Consider the following 26,540-nt stretch of genomic DNA (forward strand, 5'->3'; position numbering starts at 1 on the left):
CGTTCAGCGAACACAGCAATGAAGCGGTTGCGCATTCGGGTACTGAGTGTAGAGCATGACTCATGCCAAACTCTGATTTTGATCATAACCCCATGCAAATAGCGGCGGCGGGCATTTTTTGCCGGGGTATGGCGGGGGAGGGATGTCCGGGTTTCCGATTAAGGGCCAATGGCTCGTTCGGGAAACCGAACAGATAGTCCTTTGGTGGCCTCATCGCGGGTCAAGCCCGCTCCCACAGGTTTGGTGACCTTGTGGGAGCGGGCTTGACCCACGATGCGATTTGGCGGTGTCAGGCCGCCTGAATACGCCCGCGGCTCAGTTCTACCCGTTGCAGGTAAACCCGCAGAGCCTGTTGTTCGGCCGGGCTGGTGAAAAGCCCCAGCTTGGTGCGCCGCAGCAGGATATCGTCGGCGCTGACCGCCCATTCCTCGCTGCACAGGTAATCCACCTCGCGGGTGAACAACCCGCCACCAATCGCATCGCCCAGGTCATCCGGGCCCTGGACGCCCTCGAGCAGGCGCCATACGCGGCTGCCGTAGGTCAGCGCCCAGCGCTTGGCGATATCCGCTGGCAGCCAGCCGAAGCGCGCGAGAATCTCGTCGCACAGCGCCTGCGGCGTGGTCATCTGTTCACCGCCCGGCAGGCTGGAGGTGGCGGTCCAGCTACCGGTCATCTGGGTGAAGTACGGCGCCAGCTCGGCCATGGCCGACTCGGCCAGCTTGCGGTAGGTGGTCAGCTTGCCGCCGAACACCGACAGCAGCGGCGCCTCGCCGGCAGACGCCGACAGGGCCAGGGTGTAGTCGCGGGTGACCGCCGAGGGGTTGTCCGACTCGTCGTTGCACAACGGGCGCACACCGGAATAGGTGCTGAGGATGTCGGCGCGGCCCAGCTGGTGGTTGAAGTGCGCGTTCACAACCTTGAGCAGGTAGTCGGTCTCGGCCTCGGTGATGCTCACCTGGGCCGGGTCGCCGCTGTACTCGCGGTCGGTGGTGCCGATCAGGGTGAAGCGCTCCAGGTACGGGATGGCGAACACGATGCGCTGGTCTTCGTTCTGCAGGATGTAGGCATGCTCGCCCTCGTACAGCCGGGGCACGATCAGGTGGCTGCCCTGAATCAGGCGAATGCCGTAGGGCGCCTCCAGCTTGAGGTCGTCCTTGATGAACCTGGCCACCCACGGGCCGGCCGCGTTCACCAGGGCGCGGGCCTGGATGGTCTGCTGGCTGCCGTCGGCGCGTTCGAGCTGCACGTTCCACAGCTTGCCCACGCGCCGTGCGCTGACGCAGCGGGTACGGGTGAGGATGTGCGCACCCAGTTCACGCGCGGCCATGGCGTTGAGCACCACCAGACGGGCGTCGTCCACTGCGCAGTCGGCGTATTCGAAACCGCGGGTGATGGCCGGCTTGAGCGGGTTGCCCGGGCCGAAGCGCAGGCTGCGCGAGGCGCCCAGCTGCTTGCGCTTGCCCAGATGGTCATACAGGAACAGGCCGGCGCGGATCATCCAGGCCGGACGCAGGTGCGGCTGGTGCGGCAGCACGAAGCGCATCGGCTTGACGATATGCGGCGCCTTGGCCAGCAGCACTTCGCGTTCTGCCAGCGCTTCGCGCACCAGGCGGAACTCGTAGTGCTCCAGATAGCGCAGGCCACCGTGGATCAGCTTGCTGCTGGCCGAGGACGTATGGCTGGCCAGGTCGTCCTTTTCGCAGAGCAGTACCGACAGGCCGCGTCCGGCCGCATCGGTGGCGATACCGACGCCGTTGATGCCGCCACCGATCACGGCAACGTCGTAGATTTCGGCAAGGGCGGGCGATGGCGAGCTGGACTGGGACACGAGGCGGCCTCTGGTTTCTATCGAATATGAACATTAATGTTCGTTTGCGAAAATGGTAGCGCAACAAAATGGCGCCCGCCAGTCGCTTTCAATAGAAAATACTGATCGGATGACAAATAAATGAAAAATTATGAACATTCGAGCGGCCCCGTTGCGAGGGCCGCGATGGCGCTACACCACGTCCAGGCGGATCTTGTGCTGGTTGAGCAACTGGGCGAGGGCGGCGACGGGGGGCTGGTCGGTCACCAGGCAGTCGATCAGGCTGATCGAGCCCAGGCGCACCATGGCGTTGCGCCCGAACTTGCTGGAGTCGGCGGCGAGGATCACCTGGCGCGCATTGGCGATGATGGCCTGGGACACGCGCACTTCCTGGTAATCGAAGTCGAGCAGGCTGCCGTCCTCATCGATGCCGCTGATGCCGACCAGGGCGAAGTCGACCTTGAACTGGTTGATGAAGTCGACGCTGGCCTGGCCGACCACACCGCCATCGCGGCGCACGTTGCCGCCGGCCAGCAGTACTTCGAAATCGTCCTTGGCGCTGAGGATGGAGGCCACATGCAGGTTGTTGGTGATGATCTTCAGGTGGTTGTGGTTGAGCAGGGCGCGGGCGATGGACTCGGTGGTGGTGCCGATGTTGATGAACAGCGAGGCGTGATCGGGGATCTGCGCGGCGATGGCTTCGGCGATACGCTGCTTTTCGTCGCGCATCTGGTCGGCACGCATGGCGTAGGCGGTGTTCTCGATGCTCGAGTCATAGGCCGCGCCACCGTGATAGCGGCGCAGCAGGTTCACTTCGGCCAGCTGGTTGATGTCACGGCGGATGGTTTGCGGGGTTACAACGAACAGCTGCGCCATTTCCTCGATACTGACATAGCCGCGTTCGCGGACCAGCTCGAGAATTTGTTGTTGGCGAGGGGGCAGATTCATGGGCGGTCCTTTTGGGCTGCCGGGCAAATCTGCATGATGCCGCAGGATGGGGGCGGGGGCCAGCGCGGGGCTAGCTGAAACGATCCTGTGGGCGCCTCGCCAGCAAGGCTGGTGCCTACAGTGTAGGAGTCAGCCTTGCTGGCGAAGAGGCCTGCGCAGGTTTTATTCCTCGTGCGGTTCCCAGTCGCGGGTACGGTCCACTGCCTTCAGCCAGCCGGCGTACAGCTTCTCTTTCTGCGCCTCCTCCAACTGCGGAGTGAACTCGCGCTCGATGATGGCCTTGCCGCGCAGCTCGTCCAGCCCGCTCCAGAAGCCACATGCCAGGCCGGCCAGGTAGGCGGCGCCGAGCGCAGTGGTTTCGCGCATCTGCGGGCGTTCCACGCAGGTGCCGAGAATGTCGGCCTGGAACTGCATCAGGAAGTTGTTGGCCACCGCGCCACCGTCCACCCGCAGTGCGCTCAGGCGCTCGCCGCAATCCTGCTGCATGGCGTCGAGCACGTCGCGGGTCTGATAGGCGATCGACTCCAGCGCGGCGCGGATGATGTGGTCGACCTTGACCCCGCGGGTCAGGCCGAACAGGGCGCCGCGCGCGTACGGGTCCCAGTACGGCGCACCCAGGCCGGTGAATGCCGGCACCAGGTACACGCCGTTGCTGTCCTTGACCTTGCTGGCGAAGTACTCGGTGTCGTGGGCGTCGTTGACGATCTTCAGCTCGTCACGCAGCCACTGCACGGTCGAGCCGCCGTTGAACACCGCGCCTTCCAGGGCATAGGCCACTTCGCCGCGCGGGCCGCAGGCAATGGTGGTGAGCAGGCCATGGGACGACTGCACGGCCTTGTCGCCGGTGTTCATCAGCAGGAAGCAGCCGGTGCCATAGGTGTTCTTGGCCTGGCCCGGCTCCACGCACATCTGGCCGAACAGCGCAGCCTGCTGGTCGCCGGCGATGCCGGCAATGGCGATGCCGCTCTTGGTGTGGCCGTACACCTCTGACGACGAGCGTACCTGGGGCAGCATCTGCTTCGGGATGCCCAGCACCTGCAGCATCTTCTCGTCCCATTCCAGGGTGTGGATGTTGAACATCAGGGTGCGCGAGGCGTTGGTGTAGTCGGTGACATGCACCTTGCCGCCGGAGAACTTCCAGATCAGCCAGGTATCCACGGTGCCGAACAGCAGCTCGCCGCGTTCGGCGCGTTCACGCACGCCGTCGACGTTGTCCAGGATCCACTTGAGCTTGGTGCCCGAGAAGTACGGGTCGGTGACCAGGCCGGTGGTTTCGCGAATGTAGTCCGCGTGGCCGTCACGCTTGAGCTGCTCGCAGATCTCGGTGCTGCGTCGGCACTGCCAGACGATGGCGTTGTACACCGGGCGACCGGTTTCGCGGTCCCACACCACGGTGGTCTCGCGCTGGTTGGTGATGCCGATGGCCGCCACCTGGTCGTGGCTCAGGCCCGCCTGGGCCAGTGCTTCGACCATGGTCGCGCTCTGGGTGGCGAAGATCTCCATCGGGTCGTGCTCGACCCAGCCGGCCTGGGGGTAATGCTGGGCGAACTCGCGCTGCGAGGTGCCGACCACGTTGGCGTCACGGTCGAAGATGATCGCGCGTGAACTGGTCGTGCCCTGGTCCAGGGCAATGATGTAGTGCTTGTTCGGGGTGTCGGTCATGGTGTGGGCCTTGCACTCGAAAAGGTGGAAGTCGGGGCAGGGCGAGCCTGGCTCGCCGGTTCGGCATCAGGAGGCCTGGGTCTTGCCCCGAGCGTTGTCGTCGGTCTGGGCGTTCGCGCCGTCTGCCGTGGGCAAGTTGCGCGCGATCACGCCGCGATACAGGGCGGCACCCACGCTTGCACCTATGATCGGCGCAATGATGGGAACCAGGAAATAGGGAATGTCACGTGCGCCAGTAAAGGCCACGTTGCCCCAGCCGGCCAGGAAGGTCATGAGCTTGGGGCCGAAGTCGCGCGCCGGGTTCATCGCAAAGCCGGTCAGCGGGCCCATGGCACTGCCGATCACCGCGATCAGCAGGCCGATCAGCAGTGGTGCCAGTGCGCCGCGGGGCAGGCCGTTGCTGTCGTCGGCAAGGGCCATGATCACCGCCATCAGGATGGCCGTGATCACGGCCTCCACCAGAAATGCCTGGCCGGTGGACAGCAACGGGTGCGGATAGGTGGAGAACACCGAGGCCAGCTCCAGGCTGGCGGTGCTGCCGCGCACCATGGCGTGGGTCTGTTCGTAATCGAAGAACAGGTTGCTGTACAGGGTGTATACCAGCGCCGCGCCGCAGAAGGCACCGGCCACCTGGGCGACGATGTAGAACGGCAGCTTGCGCTTTTCGAAGCCGCTGAACAGGCTCAGGGCGATGCTCACGGCCGGGTTCAGGTGTGCACCCGACACCCCGGCGGTGAAGTAGATCGCCATGCTGACCCCCACGCCCCAGATGATGCTGATTTCCCACAGGCCGAAGCTGGCGCCCGCGACCTTGAGTGCCGCGACGCAGCCGGTACCGAAAAAGATGAGCAATGCGGTGCCGAGGAATTCGGCCATGCATTGGGCAGACAGCGTTGGTTGTCGTAGAGCAGTCGTCATTCGTGACCTCGGTTCTTGTTGTTGTGAGGCGCGTGTGCGCTCGACAAAAACCCGAGCAGGATCCCCATTCTGGTCGGGTTGACGGCAGAACTGCACGGTATTGGGGCAGTTCGATATTCAGAATCGAAAAAATATAGACAAGAAACGCTGATGTCAAAGGTCGAAAGTGAACTGCCATTCATATTCTGACTGCCGGTGGCTCAGGTGGTGTCGGTGGCAACCGGGCGGGTAATGGTTGGCTCCGGCGTTTTGCCCTAAAGTAGCCAGCGACTGGAGACCGATCACCCTGCCTGGAGCCCTGCATGACCCCCGCCCTGGATTTGCTCAAGAAAGCCCGCGCCGAACACCGCATCCACAGTTATGAACACGACCCCAAGGCGGCTTCCTACGGCCTGGAAGCCGCCGAGAAGCTCAACCTGGAGCCAGCGCGGGTGTTCAAGACGCTGCTGGCCAGCACCGAGAAGGGCGAGTTGCTGGTGGCGGTGGTGCCGGTGGTGGGCAGCCTGGACCTCAAGGCCCTGGCCCATGCGGCGGGTGCAAAGAAGTGCGAAATGGCCGACCCGGTGGCCGCACAGCGTTCCACCGGGTACCTGGTGGGCGGGATCAGCCCGCTGGGGCAGAAGAAGCGCCTGCGCACCTTCATCGATGCTTCGGCGCAGCAGTTCGAAACCATTCATGTCAGCGCCGGGCGGCGCGGGCTGGAGGTGGAACTGGCGGCGGCGGTGCTGGCCGAGCACACCCGGGGCAGCTTTGCGGCGATCGGCCGCGAGTAGCATCTGTATCCTCCAAATCCGGCCATTCTGTATATGGAAGCGCGAGCGCCCGGGCAGGCATGCTCGCTGCCTTCCCATGCAGGAGCCAACCCATGCAGCTTGAATTTCACCAGGTCGATGCCTTCAGTTCCCAACCCTTCAGCGGCAACCCGGCGATGGTGTATCGCCTGGAGCAATGGCTGCCCGATGAACTGATGCAAAAGATTGCGGCCGAGCACAACCTGGCCGAAACCGCATTCGTCGTGCGCGAGGCGCAGCGCTGGCGCATCCGCTGGTTCACGCCCTCCACCGAAGTGCCGCTGTGCGGGCATGCGACCCTGGCCAGCGCGCATGTGCTGTTCGAGGTGTATGGGGAAGATGCCGAGTGCCTGGCGTTCGACAGCCGTTCGGGGCCGCTGACCGTGAGCCGCGAGGCGGGGCGCCTGGTGCTGGACTTCCCGCGCTACGACCCGCAGCCGCTGGCCGAGCTGCCGCCGGTGGCGCAGGCGCTGGGGTGCCCGGTGGTCGAGGTGTGGCAGACCAATGAACTGTTCGTGGTGCTCGAAAGCGAACAGGCGGTGCGGGATTGTCGCCCTGACATGGCGGCGCTGGTGCCGTTGCCGGGGCTGGGCGTGATTGTCACGGCGCCAGGGCGCGAGCATGATTTTGTGTCGCGCTATTTTGCGCCGGGGATCGGTATCCCTGAAGACCCGGTGACCGGCTCCACGCACTGCTCGCTGATCCCTTACTGGGCGCAGCGCCTGGGCAAGGATGAGCTGCACGCGGTGCAGTGTTCCGCGCGGGGCGGGGAGCTCTTCTGCCGCCTGGAGGGGGCGCGGGTGAAGATTGGCGGGTATGCGACGCGGGTGGCGAGCGGGACGTTGTTCCTCTAGCGGCCCTTTTCGCCAGCAAGGCTGGCTCCTACAGTAGGCCAGGCAATTTCCTGTAGGAGCCAGCCTTGCTGGCGAAGCGTTATCAGAGCGCCGCGCTGTAGCGTCGCACGCCGTTCTCCGCCACCGGCAGTTGTGCCGGCACCGTGCCGGCCACCGGGAACAGCACCAGGTGGTCCGCCGCCACTTCAATGCCCACCTCGCCGCCGACCTGATGGTCGATATGGCTCGGGAAGATCGCTTCGAGCTGGCTGCCGGTACCCAGTTGCAGGCGGTACAGGGTGGACGCACCGAGGAAGCTCTTGCCGACGATGCTTGCCTTCAAGGCACTGTGGGGCGCATGCACGATATCGTCCGGGCGCAGCAGCACATCCACCGCGCTGCCCTGGGGCAGGGTGTAGGCCCGATTGCCGCGCAGCTCGCCCAGTTCGGTCTGCACCGATTCGGGGCTGGTCAGCTGGCCACGGATGAAGTAGCCCTGGCCGATAAAGCTGGCCACGAACGGCGTGAACGGTTCGTGGTAGAGGTTGTACGGGGTGTCCCACTGCTCCAGGCGGCCTTCCTTGAACACGCCCACATGGTCGCTGACGGCAAAGGCCTCTTCCTGGTCATGGGTGACCAGGATCGCGCTGGTGCCGCGACTCTTGAGGATGTCACGCACCTCATGACTGAGGCGTCGGCGCAGTTCCACGTCGAGGTTGGAGAACGGCTCGTCCAGCAGCAGCAGTTGCGGCTCGGGTGCCAGGGCACGGGCCAGGGCCACACGCTGTTGCTGGCCGCCGGACAGCTCGTGCGGGTAGCGCCCGCCAAGCTTGTCCAGCTTCACCAGCTCGAGCATTTCATCGACCACCTGGCGCTGGCGCGGGTGCTTGCCGATGCCGAACGCGATGTTCTCGGCCACGGTCAGGTGCGGGAACAGCGCGTAGTCCTGAAACACCATGCCGATGCGGCGCTTCTCCGGGGCCAGGGTGAAGCCGGCCTTGGAGATGACTTCGCCCGCCAGGCTGATCTCGCCCTCGTGCACCGGCTCGAAACCGGCGATGGCGCGCAGCGTGGTGGTCTTGCCGCACCCCGAGGAACCCAGCAGGCAACCGATGTCGCCGGCGTTGAGGTGCAGGTTGAGGTTCTGGACGATGCGCTGCTCGCCATAGCCGCAGGCGAGGTCGCGCAGGTTAAGCAGTAGAGGTTGACTCATGCGTGGTGATAGGCCGGTTCGACAAGATATTCGAGAAGCGCCTTCTGTGCATGCAAGCGGTTTTCGGCCTGGTCCCAGGCGACCGAACGGGGGTCGTCGAGCAGGTCCAGGCTGATTTCCTCGCCACGGTGGGCGGGCAGGCAGTGCATGAACAGGGCATCCGCAGCCGCCAGGTCGAGCAGTTCGCGGTTGACCTGGTAAGGCGCAAACAGCGCCAGGCGCCGTGCAGTTTCCTCCTCCTGGCCCATGGAAGTCCAGACATCGGTGCTCACCAGGTGTGCACCGCGCACGGCGTCCTTGGGGTCGCGCACGATCTGCACGCGCTCGCCGGCCTGGGCCACGAACGCCGGGTTGGGCTCATAGCCCTCAGGGCAGGCGATGCGCAGCTGGAAGTCGAACTGGATGGCCGCTTCTATATAGCTGTTGCACATGTTGTTGCCATCGCCCACCCAGGCCACGGTCTTGCCCTGGATCGAGCCGCGGTGTTCGAGGAAGGTCTGCATGTCGGCCAGCAGCTGGCACGGGTGCAGGTCGTCGGACAGGCCGTTGATCACCGGTACCCGCGAATTGGCGGCGAACTCGGTGAGCGTGCTGTGGGCAAATGTACGGATCATCACCGCGTCGAGCATGCGCGACATGACGATGGCGCAGTCACCGATCGGCTCGCCACGGCCCAGCTGGGTGTCGCGTGGCGACAGGAAGATGGCCTGGCCACCGAGCTGGATCATGCCGGCTTCGAACGACAGCCGGGTACGCGTGGACGACTTTTCGAAAATCATGCCCAGCACGCGGTTTTTCAGGGGTTCGAAGAGTACGCCGCGGTTACGCAGGTCCTTCAGCTCGATCCCTCGGCGGATCACACTGACCAGTTCTTCGGCGGTGAAATCCATCAGGGAGAGAAAGTGCCTAGCGCTCATCATTGACTACCTTTTTGCAACAGACCGCAGATCATCAAAAGCCGGTTTTCGAAAACAACGGAAGTGACCTGCGGCGAAAGCCGCACGGGGCGACGAAATAGGGAAAGGCGCAATACTATAATTAAATGTCGCGTCTTACCAAGTGGGGGCTGCGAACTCGACGTTGCCGAATGTGTTGCAAGCCGTTGGGTGACGCTTTTTATTGGGCCGGACAGGCTTTGTACACTGCCCGCCGAGGCCTTTGCAACGCATGCGCGGTACAGGTGCCAGCGCGCCGCGACCATCGCCTTGCCTGATGCCGGGCGATTCACGCCACGAACGTCACTGGCGAGGGGGGCGGGGCAGGGCCATAGTCGAGGTCGCTAATCAGACCTACAACAAGAGGCGGCCATGAGCAAAAGCGTGCATCACCGTGCCTGTCATCTGTGCGAAGCCATCTGCGGCCTGACCCTGGAAGTGGCCCATGAGCCTGGGCAGGCGCCGCGCATCACGTCGATCAAGGGCGATGCGCTGGACACCTTCAGCCGTGGCCATATCTGTCCCAAGGCCGTTGCGTTGCAGGACATCCAGAACGATCCGGACCGCCTGCGTACTCCCATGCGCCGCATCGGCGAGCAATGGCAGGCCATCGGCTGGGACGAGGCGTTCGCGCTGGCCGCCCGGAAGCTCTGGGCCCTGCAGCAGCGCCATGGTCAGAACGCGGTGGCGGTGTACCAGGGCAACCCCAGCGTGCACAACTACGGCCTGATGACCCACAGCAACTATTTCCTGGGCCTGCTCAAGACGCGCAACCGCTTTTCCGCGACCTCGGTCGACCAGTTGCCGCAGCACCTGACCAGCTACCTGATGTACGGCCATGGCCTGCTGTTACCGATTGCGGACATCGACCATACCGACTTCATGCTGATTCTGGGCGGCAACCCCTTGGCTTCCAACGGCAGCATCATGACCGTGCCCGATGTCGAAAAGCGCCTCAAGGCCCTGCAGGCACGGGGCGGCAAGCTGGTGGTGGTCGACCCGCGGCGCAGCGAGACCGCGGCCATGGCCGACCAACACCTGTTCGTGCGCCCAGGCGCTGATGCGGCGCTGCTGTGCGGGCTGCTCAACACCCTGTTCGAGGAAGGCCTGAGCCGTACCACGCACCTGCCGGTGGCCGGGCTGGACGCGGTGCGCGAGGCAATCGCGCCGTTCACAGCCGAAGCCATGGGCCCGCGCTGTGGTATCGAGGCCGAGCAGATCCGCCAGTTGGCCCGCGACTTCGCCGCCGCCGACAAGGCCGTGTGCTATGGGCGCATGGGCATCTCGACCCAGGCTTTCGGCACCCTGTGCCATTGGCTGGTGCAGATGATCAACCTGGTCAGTGGCAATCTGGACCGGGTCGGCGGCGCCTTGTGCACCCAGCCGGCAGTGGACCTGGTGGCCAGTACCAGCGGCGGGCATTTCAACGCCTGGCAGAGCCGGGTGTCGGGCCTGCCCGAGTACGCAGGCGAGCTGCCGGTGGCGGCACTGGCCGAAGAGATGCTGTGCGAGGGCGAAGGGCAGGTGCGCGCACTCGTCACCGTGGCCGGCAACCCGGTGCTCTCCACGCCCAATGGGCGGCAGCTGGAGCAGGCGCTGCAAGGGCTGGAGTTCATGCTCAGCATCGACCTGTACATCAACGAGACCACGCGCCATGCCGACCTGATCCTGCCGTCCACCTCGGCGCTGGAGAACGATCACTACGACACCACCTTCAACCTGCTGGCGGTGCGCAACGTCAGCCGCTTCAACCGGGCGATCCTGCCCAAGCCCGAAGGCGCGCTGCACGACTGGGAGATCTTCGTCGGCCTGGCCAAGGCCTTCGCGGCACTGGCCGACAAGCCGCTCAAACCGACCCTGACACCCGCGCAGATGATCGACCTGGGCTTGCGCGGCGGGCCCCATGGCCAGGGCAGCGCGTTCGACCTGTCGCTGCACACCCTCGAGCGCTATCCCCACGGTATCGACCTGGGGCCGTTGCAGCCCAACCTCGGTGCACGGCTGAAAACTGCCAGCCAGTGTGTCGAGGCCGCGCCCGCGGTGATCCTGGCCGACCTTCAGCGCTTCGCCGCGCAAGCTTTGCCCCACGCCACGCAACTGGTGCTGATCGGGCGTCGGCATGTGCGCAGCAACAACTCCTGGATGCACAACTACCATCGCCTGGTGAAGGGCAAGCCGCGCCACCAGCTGCTGATGCATCCCGACGACCTGGCCGGCCGGCAGTTGCAGGACGGCCAGCGGGTGCGTGTCAGCTCGCGCGTGGGCAGCATCGAGGTGGAGGTGTTCGCCAGCACCGATATGATGCCCGGCGTGGTCAGCCTGCCACACGGCTTCGGCCATGGGCGGCCAGGCATGCGCCTGGGCATCGCTCAGGCGCAAGCAGGGGCCAGTGCCAACGATCTGACCGACGAGCGTCAGCGCGACGCGGTATCGGGCAATGCGGCGCTCAACGGGGTGGTGGTAGAGGTGGTTGCGGCCTGATATCGGCAAGGCCGAGCGTCACGCTCGGCTTTCCGATACAATGCGTCACCGTGCCGACAACCAGGTCGGAAAGTTCAGCCGCGAGGTGCTTCATGGATATTATCGAAACAATCAAAGAGCAGATTGCCAACAACACCATTCTGCTTTACATGAAAGGCTCGCCGAATGCCCCGCAGTGCGGCTTTTCGGCCAAGGCGGCGCAAGCCGTGATGGGTTGTGGCGAGAAGTTCGCTTACGTGGATATCCTGCAGAACCCGGAAATCCGCGCCAACCTGCCCAAGTACGCCAACTGGCCGACCTTCCCGCAACTGTGGGTGGGCGGTGAGCTGGTCGGCGGCAGCGATATCATGGCCGAGATGTTTGCCAACGGCGAGCTGCAGACCCTGATCAAGGACGCCGCTGCCAAGGCCGAGGCGGCCAAGGCCTGAATCCGGTTCTGCACTGAAGAGCCCCGCATCTGCGGGGCTTTTTTGTGCCTGCCTGGGCCCGGTGGCCGGCAAGGCCGGTTACCCCAGGCGAAAAAAAGCCCCGCACAGGCGGGGCTTTGGTTACAGCCGGTTGGGCGTGATTACTCGCCCATCTGCGACTGCAGGTAGTTTTCCAGGCTGACCTTGTCGATCAGGCTCAACTGGGTTTCCAGCCAGTCGATATGCTCTTCCTCGGCCTCGAGGATGTCTTCGAGCAGTTCGCGGCTGCCGAAGTCGCCCACGGTCTCGCAATGCGCAATCGCCGCCTTCAGGTCGATCAGGCCTTTCTGCTCCAGGCGCAGGTCGCACTCGAGCATTTCCTTGGTGTGTTCGCCAATCAGCAGCTTGCCCAGGTCCTGGACGTTGGGAATACCTTCGAGAAACAGAATGCGCTTGATCAGTTTGTCAGCGTGTTTCATCTCGTCGATGGATTCTTTGTATTCGTGCTTGCCGAGCTTTTCCAGACCCCAGTCTTCGTACATGCGCGCATGCAGGAAGTATTGGTTGATTGCGACCAGCTCGTTTCCGAGGATCTTGTTGAGATGCTGGATGACGCTAACGTCGCCTTTCATGATGGGGTCCTGCCCTGCGTAAGTGTGTCGATAAGCACGAGTCTGAGCCCGACAACTTCCAGTGTCAAACCTAAGTTATTGAATAATAAATGAAAATTAATCGGAATAAGAATGTTTGTGTTCCGCGTTTTAAGCCTAACTACTTGAATTGCAGGCATAAAAAAACCGGACACGAGGTCCGGTTCTTCAAATTCGCTGTTTTCAGGCTGCGGTAAATTCTACCGGATAAGGCAGGGCGGCCTGGCTGACCTGCAGTTTGGTCAGGGTTTCACGTACCACTTCCTTGGCCAGGCAGGCACATTTGCCGCACTGGGTGCCCACGTTGGTGGCGGCACGGACTTCCTTGTAGCTGCAGCATCCTTCGTAAATCGCATCGCGGATCTGTCCGTCGGTAACACCAACACAAAGACACACATACATAAGGGAGACCATCGCTGGTAAAGGCTTGATGTCGGGGAGCTTAATGCTAATGAGAATGCTTGTCAAAGTACCTTGTGCAGAGGCCCGTTCCAGAGCGACCGGCGGTCAGTCTGGCAGTGGGCTGGCATTCGCTCGGCGCACGGCGTCGGTCGGTGTATGATGGGCAGTTCTTGTGTCATGCCAGCGGACCTGCGGGTCGGCTGCGCAAACCATTCAATACCATCAGGAGATATCGAATGAGCGTGCTCGTAGGCAAAAACGCCCCGGACTTCACCGTACCTGCAGTACTGGGCAACGGCGAGATCGTCGACAGCTTCAACCTGGCTTCGGCTATCAAGGGCAAGTACGGCCTGGTGTTCTTCTACCCACTGGACTTCACCTTCGTCTGCCCGTCCGAGCTGATCGCCCTGGATCACCGCATGGACGACTTCAAGGCGCGCAACGTTGAAGTGATCGCCGTTTCGATCGACTCGCACTTCACCCACAACGCCTGGCGCAACACCCCGATCAACGCCGGCGGTATCGGCCCGGTCAAATACATCATGGCTGCCGACCTCAAGCACGAAATCGCCCAGGCCTACGACGTCGAGTCCGAAGGCGGCGTGGCCTTCCGTGGCGCGTTCCTGATCGATGACAAGGGTGTTGTCCGTTCGCAGATCGTCAACGACCTGCCGCTGGGCCGCAACATGGAAGAGCTGATCCGTCTGGTCGACGCGCTGCAATTCCACGAAGAGCACGGCGAAGTCTGCCCTGCCAACTGGAAAAAAGGCGACAAGGGCATGACCGCTTCGCCAGAAGGCGTTGCTGCCTACCTGAGCGAGAATGCTGGCAAGCTGTAAGCGCCACGCATGAAAAAACCGGCCCTGGTGGCCGGTTTTTTTATGCCTGTTCGCCAGCAAGGCTGGCTCCTGCGTCGCGTGGCGTCTGCAGGAGCCAGCGTTGGCGGCGAAGCGGTCAGTCGCGAAAGTCCTGCCAGCCGCCCATTTCCTTCCAGCGATTGACGATGCCGCAGAACAGCTCGGCCGTCTTCTCGGTGTCGTAGCGCGCCGAGTGTGCCTCACGCCCGTCAAAGTCGATGTCGGCGCTCTGGCAGGCCCGCGCCAGCACGGTCTGACCATAGGCCAGGCCAGCCAGGGTGGCGGTGTCGAAGCTGGAGAACGGGTGGAAGGGGTTGCGCTTCATGTCGTGGCGCGCCACGGCCGCGTTGAGGAAGCCCAGGTCGAAACTGCTGTTGTGCCCTACCAGGATCGCGCGCTTGCAGCCATTGGCCTTGAGGGCCTTGCGCACGCCGCGGAAGATGTCGGTCAGCGCCGACTCTTCGCTGACCGCCATGCGCAGCGGGTGATCGAGCTTGATGCCGGTGAAGTCCAGGGCCGCCTGTTCGATATTGGCGCCCTCGAAGGGTTCGACGCGGAAGAAATAGGTGTGCTCCGGGAACAGGAAGCCCTTTTCGTCCATGCCGATGGTGACTGCGGCTATTTCCAGCAGTGCATCGGTGGCGCAGTTGAAACCACCGGTTTCAACATCCACCACCACCGGCAGGTAGCCGCGAAAGCGCTCTGCCATCGGATGGCGCGAACCGCCGCCTTGACCTTCCTGGTCGTCTTCGTAATCGTCGCTCACACAGTCTCCTCCAGCAGGCGCCAGCGCAGTTGCTCACCGGCGCGCAGCGGGATGACAGTCTGCTCGCCGAACGGCAGGCTGCCTGGGGCGGTCCAGCTTTCGCGGACCAGGGTAATGTGGTCGGTGTTCGCCGGCAGGCCGTAGAACGCCGGGCCATGCAGGCTGGCGAAACCTTCCAGCTTGTCCAGCGCGTTGCGCTGTTCGAACGCCTCGGCGTACAGCTCGATGGCGGCGAACGCGGTGTAGCAGCCGGCACAGCCGCAGGCGGCTTCCTTGGCATGCTGGGCGTGGGGCGCCGAATCGGTGCCGAGGAAGAACTTGCTGCTGCCGCTGGTGGCTGCGTCGAGCAGAGCCACCTGGTGGGTGTTGCGCTTGAGGATCGGCAGGCAGTAGAAGTGCGGGCGAATACCGCCCACCAGCATGTGGTTGCGGTTGTACAGCAGGTGCTGGGCGGTGATGGTCGCGCCGACGTTGGCCGGGGCCTCGTTGACGAACTGCACGGCTTCGGCAGTGGTGATGTGCTCGAACACCACTTTGAGCGTGGGGAAGCGTTCGACCACACGGCGCAGATGCTCGTCGATGAACAGCTTCTCGCGATCGAACACGTCGATCTCGGGGCGGGTCACTTCGCCGTGCACCAGAAGCGGCATGCCCACCTCGGCCATGGCTTCGAGCACCGGGAAAATCTTGTCGACGCTGGTCACGCCGGAGTCCGAGTTGGTGGTCGCGCCGGCCGGGTACATCTTGGCGGCATGCACGAATCCGCTGGCCTTGGCCGCGCGAATGTCCTCGGGCTGGGTGCGGTCGGTGAGGTACAGCACCATCAGCGGTTCGAAGCGGCTGCCGGCAGGGCGGGCGGCCAGGATGCGCTGGCGATAGGCGTCGGCTTCGGCAGTGTTGCGTACCGGCGGTACCAGGTTGGGCATGATGATGGCGCGGGCAAAGGTGCGCGCCACGTCGCCGACGGTATGGGGCAATACAGCGCCATCGCGAAGATGGATGTGCCAGTCGTCGGGACGCAGGAGGGTCAGGCGGTCGGACATTGGGGATTCCAGGCGGTTCGAACTCCCGGTGAATGCTACCGGAAAAGCCCGATCCGAGCACTCGCTATCAAGTTTTGCGCAGGGCGTCCGATAGCTTGCAGGTATGCCGTAAGAAATTTGTGGAGCCGCCCGTGCGCCAGCGTTACCTAGCCCTGCTCAGTATGTTTGCCAGCCTGCCGGCCGTGGCACTCACCTTCCAGACTCGCGTGGAGAACGTCGAGTGGAAGGTCGAGGGCGATCAGTTCGAATGCCGGCTGATCCAGCCGATCGCCGATTTCGGCAGCGGCGAGTTCGTGCGCCGCGCGGGCGAGCAGGCCACCTTCCAGCTGCGCTCCACCAGCAATGTGCTGGGCGCCGGCTCCGCGACCCTGCTGGCCGCCGCCGCACCGTGGCAGCCCGGGCGTGGCGACATCAACCTGGGCGCGGTGCGCATGGCGCGCAGCGGCGTGCTGTTCAACAGCTCCCAGGGCCAGGCCAGCCGGCTCATCAATGGCCTGCTGGACGGGCGCAGCACCGTGGTGCGCAACTACACCGGCGAAGCCGGGCGCAGCATGGAAGTGCGCGTGCTGCCGGTGAAGTTCAACCGTGCCTACGGTGACTACCAGGCCTGTGCGGCCAAGCTGCTGCCGATGAACTATGACCAGGTGCGCCAGGCACGCGTGGGCTTTCCGGGCGGAGGTATCGATCTGGATGCCGATGCACGTGCCCGCCTGGACGTGATCATCGACTTCCTCAAGGCCGACCCCACGGTCAACCACATCGAGCTCGATGGCCACTCCGACAACAGCGGCAACCGCCTGACCAACCGTGACCTCTCGCGTCGCCGCGCCCTGGCGGTGCAGGACTACCTCAAGGCCCATGGCATCCCCGAAGAGCAGATCACCGTGCGCTTTCATGGCGAGCGCTATCCGCTGGCGGCCAATACCAATGCCGCCAATCGGGCACGCAACCGCCGGGTGAACATCCAGCTCGACCGCGTCACCCCGGTCGAGAAGCCCGCAGAGGTTGCCCCGCACAAGCCTGCCGAACCGGCAGCGACCCCGCCTGCGCCGGCACCCACGCAGACGCCGGCCGCCCAGGCAGGCAAACCCGCCGCCTGATCCGACGGTGCGACCGCCGGTCGCGCCGACGACAATTTCTGTCGCTTTGTCGTCACAAGCTGTCGCCCCACTGTAAATTCTGCGGTAAGGCCGGTAGAATCACCGGCTTTCCGTACAACCCGTGGAGTGATGGCATGGCGGACGTAAAAAAGGTCGTACTGGCGTATTCCGGCGGCCTTGATACTTCGGTGATTCTCAAGTGGCTGCAAGATACCTACAACTGTGAAGTGGTGACGTTCACCGCCGATCTGGGGCAGGGCGAGGAGGTCGAACCGGCCCGCGCCAAGGCTCAGGCCATGGGTGTCAAAGAGATCTACATCGATGACCTGCGAGAAGAATTCGTCCGCGATTTCGTGTTCCCGATGTTCCGCGCCAACACCGTCTACGAAGGCGAGTACCTGCTGGGTACTTCCATCGCACGTCCGCTGATCGCCAAGCGTCTGATCGAGATCGCCAACGAAACCGGCGCCGACGCCATTTCCCATGGCGCCACCGGCAAGGGCAACGACCAGGTGCGTTTCGAGCTGGGTGCCTACGCGCTCAAGCCAGGCGTCAAGGTCATCGCCCCATGGCGCGAGTGGGACCTGCTCTCGCGCGAGAAGCTGATGGACTACGCCGAGAAGCACGGTATCCCGATCGAGCGTCACGGCAAGAAGAAGTCGCCGTACTCGATGGACGCCAACCTGCTGCACATCTCCTACGAGGGCGGCGTGCTGGAGGATACCTGGACCGAGCACGAAGAAGACATGTGGCGCTGGACCAAGTCGCCAGAAAACGCCCCTGACGTTCCGACCTACCTGGAACTGACCTACCGCAACGGCGACGTCGTGGCGCTGGACGGCGTCGAGATGACTCCGGCCACCGTCCTGGCCACCCTGAACCGCATCGGCGGCGAGAACGGCATCGGTCGCCTGGACATCGTCGAGAACCGCTATGTGGGCATGAAGTCCCGTGGCTGCTACGAAACCCCGGGCGGCACCATCATGCTGCGCGCGCACCGTGCGATCGAGTCCATCACCCTGGACCGCGAAGTGGCTCACCTCAAGGATGAGCTGATGGCCAAGTACGCCAGCCTGATCTACACCGGCTACTGGTGGAGCCCTGAGCGTCTGATGCTGCAACAGATGATCGATGCTTCGCAGTTGAACGTGAACGGTGTGGTTCGCCTGAAGCTGTACAAGGGCAACGTGATCGTCACCGGTCGCAAGTCTGACGATTCGCTGTTCGATGCCAACATCGCCACCTTCGAAGAAGACGGCGGCGCCTACAACCAGGCCGACGCGGCGGGCTTCATCAAGCTCAACGCACTGCGCCTGCGCATTGCCGCGAACAAGGGCCGCTCACTGGTGTGAGGGGCGCTTGAACGAAAGGAACCCGGCCTGAGGCCGGGTTTTTTATGCCTTCATTACGGTAGCTCGGCGCCCAGGGCATGGGTGGTCAGTGTGGTCTGCGTGCCGGTTTCAAGGTTGTGGATGACCAGCGTGCCCAGCCTGGGCTGTTGCGTGATGGCCTGAGTGACAAGGTATTCGATCAGCGATGTGCTGTGTGCACCGGAAATGACGATGGTCGAGATAGCGGGTGCCATGGCGTCGCAACCCAGGGGTGGGGCTTGTGTGGTCAATTGTGCAAAGGCAGAACGGGCAGGCGGCAGGTGACTTTCACGTTGTTCTGAAGTTGGCCAGTCTTTGGGTTCATCCTGAACTTCAGGCGTGTCCTCGTTGTACTCCGGGCAATACAGCGTCTTGCTGTTGAAGTTGAGCGTCAGGAAAAACAGGATTGTCAGAAAGGGTGGAAAGCCCACCAGAAACCACGTGTAGATACCCTGGCTGTCTTCGCCAAGAAAGGGCAGTGAGGCCAACGCAGAGGCTTCGATGATACCCGCGAAAATAGCAATGATCGTCAGTGGGCTTTTCGGTTCGACGTTGCTCATGTACGTGCCTGCTGCTCGGCGTGAGCGCTGTTTCGTGGGCGCAAGGGTCAGGGTTCGCATTGTTTTTGGAACCACTATGCGGCCTGGGTACTTCGGTGTTCAGGGGGTTATGGATCGTCCTCAGGAAATACTTCGGTGCAACTTCGACGCGATAAAACGCCGTGACGGGATTGATACCCGGGTTTGGCAAATATCACGGATATTTCCTGCGTGCGGGCGAGCGTTGTCATATGGAACGTGGCGAGAGTGCGGTGTTAGTGTTTGTTCGCACTGCATGCACGCCTCGAACGACGCAATGATTGTTTCTGCTTAACGCCTGCTATCAGGAAGTTTTGTAGGAATAATCTTCTATTTAGGTAGGTCTGGTCTTGTCGTGCAACTGTCAAGGAAGCTGCAATGCACTATGCCGGTTGACTAGGCTATTGTGCGGGCTCAAAAAATCGAACAGCGAAAATTGGATTTTGCCCATGAATAAAGTGCTGATCGTGGATGATCATCCGGTCATTCGCCTGGCTGTACGCATGCTGATGGAGCGGCATGGCTATGAAGTTGTCGCAGAGACCGACAACGGAGTGGACGCGCTGCAGCTGGTCAAGAAACACCTGCCCGATATCGTGATACTGGATATCGGCATGCCCAAGCTCGATGGGCTGGAGGTCATCGCAAGGTTGACCTCCAATGACGTGAACATAAAGGTACTGGTGCTGACCTCACAGGCACCTGGGCATTTTTCGATGCGGTGCATGCAGGCGGGCGCCGCGGGTTATGTCTGCAAGCAGCAGGACCTTACCGAGCTGCTCAGCGCCATCAAGGCGGTCCTCTCCGGTTACAGCTACTTCCCCAACCAGGCCCTGCACTCGGTGCGTTCGAACCTTGGCGGTTCCAGCGAAGCGGATATGGTCGAACGTCTGTCGGGGCGGGAGATGATGGTGCTGCAGCAACTGGCACGCGGCAAGACCAACAAGGAGATTGCCGACGGCATGTTTCTGAGCAACAAGACGGTGAGTACCTACAAGACGCGCCTGTTGCTCAAGCTCAATGCGCGCTCCCTGGTGGACCTTATCGAACTGGCCCAGCGTAACGGCCTGGTGTGAACCAGACCTTGCCAGGGCGACTGCCTGGCCCCTGCATGCGCTAGAGACGGCCCGCCCGCGACCTGAAGTGGGCCGTCAAAGATCGAAGTCGTAATCGGCCAACTGCTTTTGCAGGCGGCGTTCTTCCAGCATGTTGTCGATGGTGCGACGCTTGCTGAGGTTGGTCTTCGCCGTTTCGGGCGGGCTTTCCGTTTCCTGTTCGTCTGCCGTGTCAGGCTCGACGTCGATATCCAGCTCTTCGTTATCGGTGCTCATAAGTCACTCCATGCCAAGAGGGCTATTGGCGCACCTTATAGCGATATTTTCAGAGCCGGTAAAAAAGATTTTTTCAATCGTGCGCAACCGATTCAACTATTTGTTCAATCGTCGGAGGTTTTTTGCGGGTACTCGCAAAGGTCCTCGATACGGCAGCTTCCACAGCGTGGCTTGCGCGCCTGGCATACATAGCGCCCATGCAGTATCAGCCAGTGGTGCGCATCCAGCAGATAGTCCTTGGGCACAAACTTCATCAATGCCTTTTCCACCTCCAGCACCGTCTTGCCGGGGGCGATACGGGTGCGGTTGCTGACCCGGAAGATATGCGTGTCCACCGCCATGGTCGGCTGGCGAAATGCGGTGTTGAGCACCACGTTGGCCGTCTTTCTGCCCACCCCGGGCAACGCTTCGAGGGCTTCGCGGGTTTGCGGCACTTCGCCGCCGTGGCGCTCGATCAGCAGGCGACAGGTTTCGATGACGTTCTTGGCCTTGCTGTTGTACAGGCCGATGGTCTTGATGTAGCTGGACAACCCTTCAACGCCCAGGTCGTAGATGGCCTGGGGCGTGTTGGCCACCGGGTACAGGCGTGCAGTGGCCTTGTTGACCCCCACGTCGGTGGATTGCGCCGAGAGGATGACCGCGATCAGCAGTTCGAAGGGGGTGGTGTAGGCCAGCTCGGTCTTCGGGTCCGGATTGTCTTCGTGCAGCCTGCGAAAGATTTCCAGGCGTTTGGCAGCATTCATGGGCTCAGAGGCTTCCTTGACGGCTAGAGGGGGCCGGCTTGCGCCGCACCCGGTTGAAAATGGCCAGTAGCAGGCCCAGCAGGATCAGTGCGCCCGGGGTCAGTTGGGCCAGGCGCAGCCCGGCAGAGCCCAGCAGTTCGCGGCACAGGCCCAGCAGCAGGTGCACTGTACACAAGCCGATGACCACCAGCAGGCCTTGCGCGACGCCGCGATGGCGCTCGAAGCACTGCTCCAGCAGCACGCATTGCAGTGCGATCAGCGCCGGGTAGATGCCCAGTTGCGCGTGAACCTCCAGGGCCCAGGCGCGCAGGCTCAGCTCCAGGCAGGTCACCAGCATCGCCGCCAGCAGCACGCTGACCAGCGTGGCCTGCAGCCCTTGCAGCAGCGGGCGCAAGGGCGTCATGCACAACCGGTGCAGGCACAGGCTCAACAGGCTGAACAACGCCAGCGCTGCGGCCTGGGCCAGGGTCTGGCTGGCGCCCAGCATCGGGGCCAGGCTGAGGATGAGCAGGCTGCGGCTATTCATGTTCACCGGTACCCAGCAGATAGAGGGAGTGTTCGTCGAAGTAGCGCAGGGCATCGTGCACCGCCCGGATCACTGCGCGGGAGGTCACGCTGGCGCCGGCCAGCTGGTCGAACTGGCCGGCATCGCGCTTGAGGGCCCAGGCCGGATCGGGGGTGTCCGCCAGCGTGCGGCCCTCGAACCCGCGTAGCCAGGTGTTGCCCGGTTCACTCAGCTTGCCGCCAAGCCCTGGCGTTTCCTGGTGCTGCAGCACCCGGGTGGCCAGCAGGCGGCCGTGGCTGTCGATGGCGATCAGCAGGTCCAATGGCCCCGCATAGCCCTGAACCCGGCTGTGCAGCACCACGGCGCTGGGCTGGCCGAGCAGGGTCGCGCGGTAGCCGGCCAGCAGGGTGCTATGGGCCAGGGTCGGTGCTGGCAGTGCGAGGGGGCATTGCAGCGGCTGGTTGTCGTAGCGCTCTGCCGGCAGCACGCTCAGCAGGCTCCTGGCCTTGAGCTGCACTTCAGCCTGGCTGATACGCGCGGCGTTCAACTGCGCCCAGCCAATGGCGCAGCCGATGGCCAGGCACGCCACGGCCGCCACCAGCAGCACTGCACGCGCCCGGGGGGTCATGCCGGCTGCCCTTGGCGCCGCGCGGCCCAGCGTTCGAGCGCCGGCACGCACAGGTTCATCAGCAGCACGGCGAACGCGCTGCCGTCGGGGTAGCTACCCCAGGTACGGATTACATAGACCAGCACGCCCACCCCGGCGCCGAACAGCAGGCGTGCGCTGGCCGCCCTGGGGCCGCTGACCGGTTCGGTGACGATGAAGAACGCGACGAACAGGCTGGAGCCGGCCAGCAGGTGAAACAGCGGCGAGCCATTGGAGTCGGAGCCCGAGCCGTTCCAGCCCAGCAGGCTCATGATGAACAGGCTGCCCAGCATGGCCACCGGGGCATGCCAGCTGAACACCTTGCGCTGCAGCAACAACAGGCCACCGGCCAGGAAGGCCAGGGCGACCCACTCGCTGCCCGCGCCGGCGAACCGGCCGAAGGCCGGGTGCTGGCCGAACAGTTCGTCGATGGTCAGGCTCTGGTTGTGGCGCACCACATCCAGCACCGTCGCCTGGGCCCAGGCGTCGGGTCGGACGGCCAAGCCGAACACCGCTTCGAGGCTGGTGCCCAGGTCCAGCGGTTGCGGCCCGGGCCACTGGGTCATCTGGGCCGGAAAGCTGACCAGGGCCACGGCATAGCCGAGCATGGCCGGGTTGAACGGATTCTTGCCAAGCCCGCCGTACACATGCTTGCCCAGGGCCAGGGCGCTTGCGCTGGCAATCACCGGCACCCACCAGGCGAGGTAGGCGGGCAGGGCGATGGCCAGCAGTGTGGCGCTGACCAGGGCGCTGCCATCGCCCAGTGCAGCACGTACCGGGCGGCGCTGGGCGCGCAGCAACACCGCTTCGGTCGCCAGCGCCGCGGTGGTGGTCAGCAGCAGGTTGAGCAGGGTGCCCCAACCGTGCAGCCAGGTCAGTGCCAGCAAGCCGGGCAGGCACGCCAGCAGCACCAGGCGCAGGCTGGCGCGCAGGCGTTCGCCCGGGTCAGGCGCGGGCAGCATCGCTTACCGCCAGCAGTGATTCCAGGTGAGCCTGGGCCTGTTGCTGCGCTTGCTGCAGCTCAGCCAGTTGCGCTTGCTGCGCCGGGCTTGGCGAGTCGCCAAAGGCTGTGCGCGCCTTGGTCAGCTGGGCGCGACTCATGGCCGCGGCAATCTTGGCCTTTTTCAGCGCCGCATCGGCGGCTGCAGCCTTTTGCGCCTGCACCCGCGCAATCGCGGCCTTGATCGGGTCGTCGGCCGGCACCGCAGCCGCCGCGTTCGGGGCGGGCCGCTGGCTGCGCGCGATGCGTTCGGCCTGCTTGCGCGCCTCTTCGCGTTGCAGGCGCTGGGCACGCTGCTCGAAGCGGTGGCGTGCATGGCTGCGCCGGGCGGCGCGGGCGAGCTGCTGTGGCCGGGTGTGCGCCAGGCCGCCGACGATCGGCACGATAGGGCTGTCGGCAGGCAGTGGCAGCAGGTCGATGCAGTCGACCGGGCAAGGCGCCACGCACAGGTCGCAGCCGGTGCATTCGGCGCTGATGACCGTGTGCATCAGCTTGGCGGCGCCGACGATGGCGTCCACCGGGCAGGCCTGGATGCATTTGGTGCAACCGATACATTCGGCCTCGCGAATGAAGGCGACCTGGGCGGGCGCACTGCCGCGGTCGGTATCCAGGGCAATCACCGGCACCTGCAGCAGTGCTGCCAGTGCGGCAATGGTCTCGCTGCCGCCGGGTGGGCACTTGTTGATCGCCTCGCCCGCCGCCAGCCCCTGGGCGTAAGGCTGGCAGCCGGCATGACCGCACTTGCCGCATTGGGTCTGGGGCAGCAGGGCGTCGATGCGTTGAATCAGGCTCATGAGGTGAACAGTCCGTTGAAACCGAGAAAGGCCAGGGCCATGATCCCTGCGCCGATCAGCTCGATGGGCAGGCCGCGCAAGGCCACGGGGGCCGCGTCGCTGCGTTGGCGCAGGTCGTCGAACAGGCACAGCGCCAGCCAGAAGCCCAGGCCGCCGCCCAGGCTCAGGGCCAGGGTGGCGAACGGGTCGAGCGTGGCATCGCTGGCTTGCAGGGCAAGGCCCAGGACGGCGGCATTGCCCAGCAGCAAGGGTTTGAGGCCGGTGAACGGCCAGTGTGGCAGTTGGCGTTGCAACCGGTTCAGCACCGGCGCTGCCAGCAGAACGCACAGCGGCAGGAACACGAACAGGCGCAGGTACTCCAGTTGCAGCGGGCGCAACCCGTAGCGGTAAAGCAACTGCCCCGGTACGACCGCCAGCACCATCAGCACCAGCGTCGCCAACCCCAGTGCGTGCACCCGGCGACGTGACGCCGGCTCGACGGGCTGCAGCAGCGGGTCGAGCGCGAGGGCCTGGTGCAACACGAGGTTGTTGACCAGCGCAGCGCTGATAAGGGTAAGGAGCAGTTCGGTCATGGGCGCGCCACAGGCAAGAGGCTGTGCGCCATTATCCGGCAATCACGGTGCAATGAGAACGCCCCGGCCGGTCAGGGTCGGGGCGTGGCACTTACTTGATGCGCTGACCCGGCTTGGCGCCGCTGTCAGGGCTGAGCAGGTAGATCTCCTCGCCGCCAGGGCCTGCGGCCATGACCATCCCCTCGCTCACGCCAAAGCGCATTTTGCGTGGCTTGAGGTTGGCGATCATCATGGTCAGACGACCTTCCAGCTTGCTCGGGTCCGGGTAGGCGGACTTGATGCCGGAGAACACGTTGCGCTGCTCGTCACCGATGTCCAGGGTCAGTCGCAGCAGCTTGTCGGCCCCTTCCACGGCTTCGGCCTTGAGAATCAGCGCTACCCGCAGGTCGACGGCGGCAAAGGTGTCGAAGTCGATCTCGGCCGACAGCGGGTCCTTGGTCAGCTCGCCGTTGCCGGTGACCACGCTGGTCTGGCTGGCGGCCAGGTCCTGCTTGGAAGCGTCGACCATGGCTTGCACCTTGACCGGGTCGATGCGGGTCATCAATGCCTTGAACGGGTTCAGCTGGTGGTTCTCGAGACGGCTCTGGTGGTCGTTCCAGGTCAGCGGCGCGACGTTCAGGAACGCCTCGGCATCGCTGGCCAGTTGCGGCAGCACCGGCTTGAGGAAGATCACCAGCTGGCGGAACAGGTTGATGCCCTGGGCGCACACGGCCTGCACTTCGTCCTGCTTGCCTTCCTGCTTGGCCAGCGACCACGGGGCCTTGTCGGCGATCCAGGCGTTGGCGCGGTCGGCCAGGCCCATGATTTCGCGCATCGCACGGGCGAAGTCGCGGCCTTCGTAGGCGTCGGCGATACCCGGTGCCGCAGCCAGGAAGGCCTCGGTCAGCTCCGGTGCGGCGTCGCCGGCCACCATCACGCCGCCGTTACCCTTGTGGATGAACCCTGCGCAGCGGCTGGCGATGTTGACCACCTTGCCGATCAGGTCCGAGTTGACCTTCTGCACGAAGTCTTCCAGGTTCAGGTCCAGGTCATCCACGCCACGGCCCAGCTTGGCCGCGTAGTAGTAGCGCAGGTATTCCGGCGACAGGTGGTCGAGGTAGGTGCGCGCCTTGATGAAGGTGCCACGGGACTTGGACATCTTCTGGCCGTTGACCGTCAGGTAGCCGTGCACGTTGATTGCGGTCGGCTTGCGGTAGCCGGCGCCTTCGAGCATGGCCGGCCAGAACAGCGCGTGGAAGTTGACGATGTCCTTGCCGATGAAGTGGTACAGCTCGGCGCTGGAGTCTTTTTTCCAGTAGGCGTCGAAGTCCAGTTCCGGCGTGCGGTCGCACAGGTTCTTGAAGCTGGCCATGTAGCCGATCGGCGCGTCCAGCCACACATAGAAGTACTTGCCCGGCTCGCCCGGGATCTCGAAGCCGAAGTACGGCGCATCACGGGAGATGTCCCATTCCTGCAGGCCGGAATCCAGCCATTCGGCCAACTTGTTGGCCACGGCGTCCTGCAGTGTGCCGCTGCGGGTCCACTGCTGCAGCATGGCCTGGAAGTCGGGCAGCTTGAAGAAGAAGTGCTGGGAGTCCCTGAGCACCGGGGTGGCGCCGGAGATCGCCGACTTGGGGTTCTTCAGTTCGGTCGGCGCGTAGGTGGCGCCGCATTTTTCGCAGTTGTCGCCATACTGGTCGTCGGCCGCGCATTTGGGGCAGGTGCCCTTGATGAAGCGGTCGGCCAGGAACATCTGCTTGTCGGGGTCGAAATACTGGGTGACCGAGCGCGTGGCGATATGCCCGGCGTCACGCAGTTTCAGGTAGATCTGGCTCGACAGCTCGCGGTTTTCGTCGGCGTGGGTCGAATGGTAGTTGTCGAACTCCACCAGAAAGTCGGCAAAGTCGCCGCAGTGCTCGGCCTGCACGTTCGCGATCAGTTGCTCGGGGGTAATGCCTTCTTTCTCGGCGCGCAGCATGATCGCCGAACCGTGCGCGTCGTCGGCGCACACGTAGGTGCACTGGTTGCCGCGGTACTTCTGGAAGCGCACCCACATGTCTGTCTGAACGTACTCGAGCATGTGGCCAAGGTGGATCGACCCGTTGGCATAGGGCAGGGCGCTGGTGACGAGAATCTGGCGTGGCTCGGACATGGGGGCTCGGCTACTTTCGGCTACAGGGTATGAACGGTGATCGGCCACTATAAAACG

The 26,540-nt window shown here is 63.8% G+C and carries 26 protein-coding genes and 1 pseudogene; 8 read left to right on the forward strand and 19 right to left on the reverse strand.

All coding sequences use genetic code 11. The annotated features are described in order from the left end of the window. Window positions 1–289 precede the first annotated feature (289 nt). The 4 genes from glpD to CR917_RS06135 all read right to left on the reverse strand — a co-directional run bounded on the left by glpD (window position 290) and on the right by CR917_RS06135 (window position 5,335). The gene (gene glpD / locus CR917_RS06120; RefSeq protein WP_043861986.1) at window positions 290–1,828 is read right to left on the reverse strand and encodes a glycerol-3-phosphate dehydrogenase; all 1,539 of its coding nucleotides are present in this window, start codon (window positions 1,826–1,828) and stop codon (window positions 290–292) included. A 171-nt stretch (window positions 1,829–1,999) separates the two neighbouring features. Continuing rightward, complete coding sequence (locus tag CR917_RS06125) at window positions 2,000–2,755, reverse strand: DeoR/GlpR family transcriptional regulator (protein WP_043861985.1); 756 nt, start codon at window positions 2,753–2,755, stop codon at window positions 2,000–2,002. Between the two features lie 162 nt (window positions 2,756–2,917). Continuing rightward, window positions 2,918–4,417, reverse strand: a complete 1,500-nt coding sequence (glpK, locus tag CR917_RS06130; RefSeq protein WP_043861984.1) for a glycerol kinase GlpK — start codon at window positions 4,415–4,417, stop codon at window positions 2,918–2,920. A gap of 66 nt (window positions 4,418–4,483) precedes the next feature. Next, window positions 4,484–5,335 carry an MIP/aquaporin family protein gene (locus tag CR917_RS06135; protein WP_043861983.1) on the reverse strand — a complete coding sequence of 284 codons (852 nt, stop codon included), beginning with the start codon at window positions 5,333–5,335 and terminating at the stop codon, window positions 4,484–4,486. A 302-nt stretch (window positions 5,336–5,637) separates the two neighbouring features. On the opposite strand from CR917_RS06135, the gene ybaK reads away from it, so the two are divergent. Both ybaK and CR917_RS06145 read left to right on the forward strand, forming a co-directional pair. Beyond that, on the forward strand, window positions 5,638–6,108 hold the full coding sequence (gene ybaK, locus CR917_RS06140; protein WP_104572023.1) for a Cys-tRNA(Pro) deacylase: 471 nt from the start codon (window positions 5,638–5,640) through the stop codon (window positions 6,106–6,108). Window positions 6,109–6,200: 92 nt separating this feature from the next. Further along, window positions 6,201–6,980 (forward strand): PhzF family phenazine biosynthesis protein, encoded by a 780-nt coding sequence (locus tag CR917_RS06145; protein WP_058540964.1) that lies wholly within the window; start codon window positions 6,201–6,203, stop codon window positions 6,978–6,980. Between the two features lie 82 nt (window positions 6,981–7,062). On the opposite strand, the gene CR917_RS06150 is transcribed toward CR917_RS06145, so the two are convergent. Next, the gene (locus CR917_RS06150; RefSeq protein WP_043861980.1) at window positions 7,063–8,172 is read right to left on the reverse strand and encodes an ABC transporter ATP-binding protein; all 1,110 of its coding nucleotides are present in this window, start codon (window positions 8,170–8,172) and stop codon (window positions 7,063–7,065) included. Then, window positions 8,169–9,089, reverse strand: coding sequence for an ornithine carbamoyltransferase (gene argF / locus CR917_RS06155; protein ID WP_043861979.1), 921 nt, complete (start codon window positions 9,087–9,089; stop codon window positions 8,169–8,171). The genes CR917_RS06150 and argF overlap by 4 nt, the downstream gene beginning before the upstream one ends. A 390-nt stretch (window positions 9,090–9,479) precedes the next feature. On the opposite strand from argF, the gene CR917_RS06160 reads away from it, so the two are divergent. Both CR917_RS06160 and grxD read left to right on the forward strand, forming a co-directional pair. Next, on the forward strand, window positions 9,480–11,588 hold the full coding sequence (locus CR917_RS06160; RefSeq protein WP_104572024.1) for a molybdopterin oxidoreductase family protein: 2,109 nt from the start codon (window positions 9,480–9,482) through the stop codon (window positions 11,586–11,588). Window positions 11,589–11,680: 92 nt separating this feature from the next. Further along, window positions 11,681–12,016, forward strand: a complete 336-nt coding sequence (grxD, locus tag CR917_RS06165) for a Grx4 family monothiol glutaredoxin (protein ID WP_038999109.1) — start codon at window positions 11,681–11,683, stop codon at window positions 12,014–12,016. A gap of 140 nt (window positions 12,017–12,156) precedes the next feature. On the opposite strand, the gene bfr is transcribed toward grxD, so the two are convergent. Then, the gene (bfr, locus tag CR917_RS06170) at window positions 12,157–12,627 is read right to left on the reverse strand and encodes a bacterioferritin (protein WP_043861977.1); all 471 of its coding nucleotides are present in this window, start codon (window positions 12,625–12,627) and stop codon (window positions 12,157–12,159) included. A gap of 201 nt (window positions 12,628–12,828) precedes the next feature. After that, window positions 12,829–13,047, reverse strand: a complete 219-nt coding sequence (locus tag CR917_RS06175; RefSeq protein WP_043861976.1) for a bacterioferritin-associated ferredoxin — start codon at window positions 13,045–13,047, stop codon at window positions 12,829–12,831. 236 nt (window positions 13,048–13,283) lie between these two features. Here CR917_RS06175 and CR917_RS06180 point away from each other — a divergent pair, with 236 nt between their 5' ends. Then, on the forward strand, window positions 13,284–13,886 hold the full coding sequence (locus CR917_RS06180) for a peroxiredoxin (RefSeq protein ID WP_043861975.1): 603 nt from the start codon (window positions 13,284–13,286) through the stop codon (window positions 13,884–13,886). A 115-nt stretch (window positions 13,887–14,001) separates the two neighbouring features. On the opposite strand, the gene rnt is transcribed toward CR917_RS06180, so the two are convergent. Continuing rightward, window positions 14,002–14,613 carry a ribonuclease T gene (gene rnt / locus CR917_RS06185; RefSeq protein ID WP_173925077.1) on the reverse strand — a complete coding sequence of 204 codons (612 nt, stop codon included), beginning with the start codon at window positions 14,611–14,613 and terminating at the stop codon, window positions 14,002–14,004. Window positions 14,614–14,666: 53 nt separating this feature from the next. After that, window positions 14,667–15,713, reverse strand: a complete 1,047-nt coding sequence (pyrC, locus tag CR917_RS06190; RefSeq protein ID WP_043861973.1) for a dihydroorotase — start codon at window positions 15,711–15,713, stop codon at window positions 14,667–14,669. 131 nt (window positions 15,714–15,844) lie between these two features. Here pyrC and CR917_RS06195 point away from each other — a divergent pair, with 131 nt between their 5' ends. Together CR917_RS06195 and CR917_RS06200 are read left to right on the forward strand one after the other, a co-directional pair. Beyond that, window positions 15,845–16,813 carry an OmpA family protein gene (locus CR917_RS06195; RefSeq protein WP_043861972.1) on the forward strand — a complete coding sequence of 323 codons (969 nt, stop codon included), beginning with the start codon at window positions 15,845–15,847 and terminating at the stop codon, window positions 16,811–16,813. A 134-nt stretch (window positions 16,814–16,947) separates the two neighbouring features. After that, entirely contained in the window at window positions 16,948–18,165 is a 1,218-nt protein-coding gene (locus CR917_RS06200) for an argininosuccinate synthase (RefSeq protein ID WP_043861971.1), read from the forward strand. A gap of 53 nt (window positions 18,166–18,218) precedes the next feature. Here the strand turns inward: CR917_RS06200 and CR917_RS27610 are convergent, their stop codons facing one another. After that, a complete protein-coding gene (locus tag CR917_RS27610) occupies window positions 18,219–18,743 on the reverse strand; it encodes a hypothetical protein (protein ID WP_256589631.1) in 525 nt (174 codons plus the stop codon). 467 nt (window positions 18,744–19,210) lie between these two features. Between CR917_RS27610 and CR917_RS06210 the strand changes: the two genes are divergently transcribed. After that, window positions 19,211–19,837: a response regulator transcription factor gene (locus tag CR917_RS06210; RefSeq protein ID WP_043861969.1), complete on the forward strand. Its 627-nt coding sequence runs from the start codon at window positions 19,211–19,213 to the stop codon at window positions 19,835–19,837. 75 nt (window positions 19,838–19,912) lie between these two features. Here the strand turns inward: CR917_RS06210 and CR917_RS06215 are convergent, their stop codons facing one another. From CR917_RS06215 to metG, 8 genes and pseudogenes are all read right to left on the reverse strand, one after another. Further along, on the reverse strand, window positions 19,913–20,092 hold the full coding sequence (locus CR917_RS06215; RefSeq protein WP_043861968.1) for a PA3496 family putative envelope integrity protein: 180 nt from the start codon (window positions 20,090–20,092) through the stop codon (window positions 19,913–19,915). Between the two features lie 104 nt (window positions 20,093–20,196). Further along, on the reverse strand, window positions 20,197–20,835 hold the full coding sequence (nth, locus tag CR917_RS06220; RefSeq protein WP_043861967.1) for an endonuclease III: 639 nt from the start codon (window positions 20,833–20,835) through the stop codon (window positions 20,197–20,199). A gap of 4 nt (window positions 20,836–20,839) precedes the next feature. Continuing rightward, the gene (locus tag CR917_RS06225; protein ID WP_078480574.1) at window positions 20,840–21,361 is read right to left on the reverse strand and encodes an Rnf-Nqr domain containing protein; all 522 of its coding nucleotides are present in this window, start codon (window positions 21,359–21,361) and stop codon (window positions 20,840–20,842) included. Next, window positions 21,354–21,968 (reverse strand): RnfABCDGE type electron transport complex subunit G, encoded by a 615-nt coding sequence (locus CR917_RS06230; protein ID WP_104572025.1) that lies wholly within the window; start codon window positions 21,966–21,968, stop codon window positions 21,354–21,356. Before CR917_RS06230 ends, CR917_RS06225 begins: the two co-directional genes overlap by 8 nt. Beyond that, window positions 21,965–22,948: an RnfABCDGE type electron transport complex subunit D gene (locus CR917_RS06235; RefSeq protein WP_104572026.1), complete on the reverse strand. Its 984-nt coding sequence runs from the start codon at window positions 22,946–22,948 to the stop codon at window positions 21,965–21,967. The genes CR917_RS06230 and CR917_RS06235 overlap by 4 nt, the downstream gene beginning before the upstream one ends. Window positions 22,949–22,964: 16 nt before the next feature. Continuing rightward, window positions 22,965–23,780 (reverse strand): annotated as a pseudogene (locus CR917_RS06240) (RnfABCDGE type electron transport complex subunit B); the annotation flags it as partial. Then, on the reverse strand, window positions 23,777–24,352 hold the full coding sequence (locus CR917_RS06245) for an Rnf-Nqr domain containing protein (protein ID WP_043861962.1): 576 nt from the start codon (window positions 24,350–24,352) through the stop codon (window positions 23,777–23,779). The gene CR917_RS06245 and the pseudogene CR917_RS06240, both read right to left, overlap by 4 nt. A gap of 91 nt (window positions 24,353–24,443) precedes the next feature. Next, window positions 24,444–26,483, reverse strand: a complete 2,040-nt coding sequence (gene metG / locus CR917_RS06250) for a methionine--tRNA ligase (protein ID WP_043861961.1) — start codon at window positions 26,481–26,483, stop codon at window positions 24,444–24,446. Window positions 26,484–26,540 lie beyond the last annotated feature (57 nt).

Origin of the sequence: Pseudomonas sp. BRM28, from assembly GCF_002939405.1 — a bacterium.
Classification (GTDB): domain Bacteria; phylum Pseudomonadota; class Gammaproteobacteria; order Pseudomonadales; family Pseudomonadaceae; genus Aquipseudomonas; species Aquipseudomonas palmensis.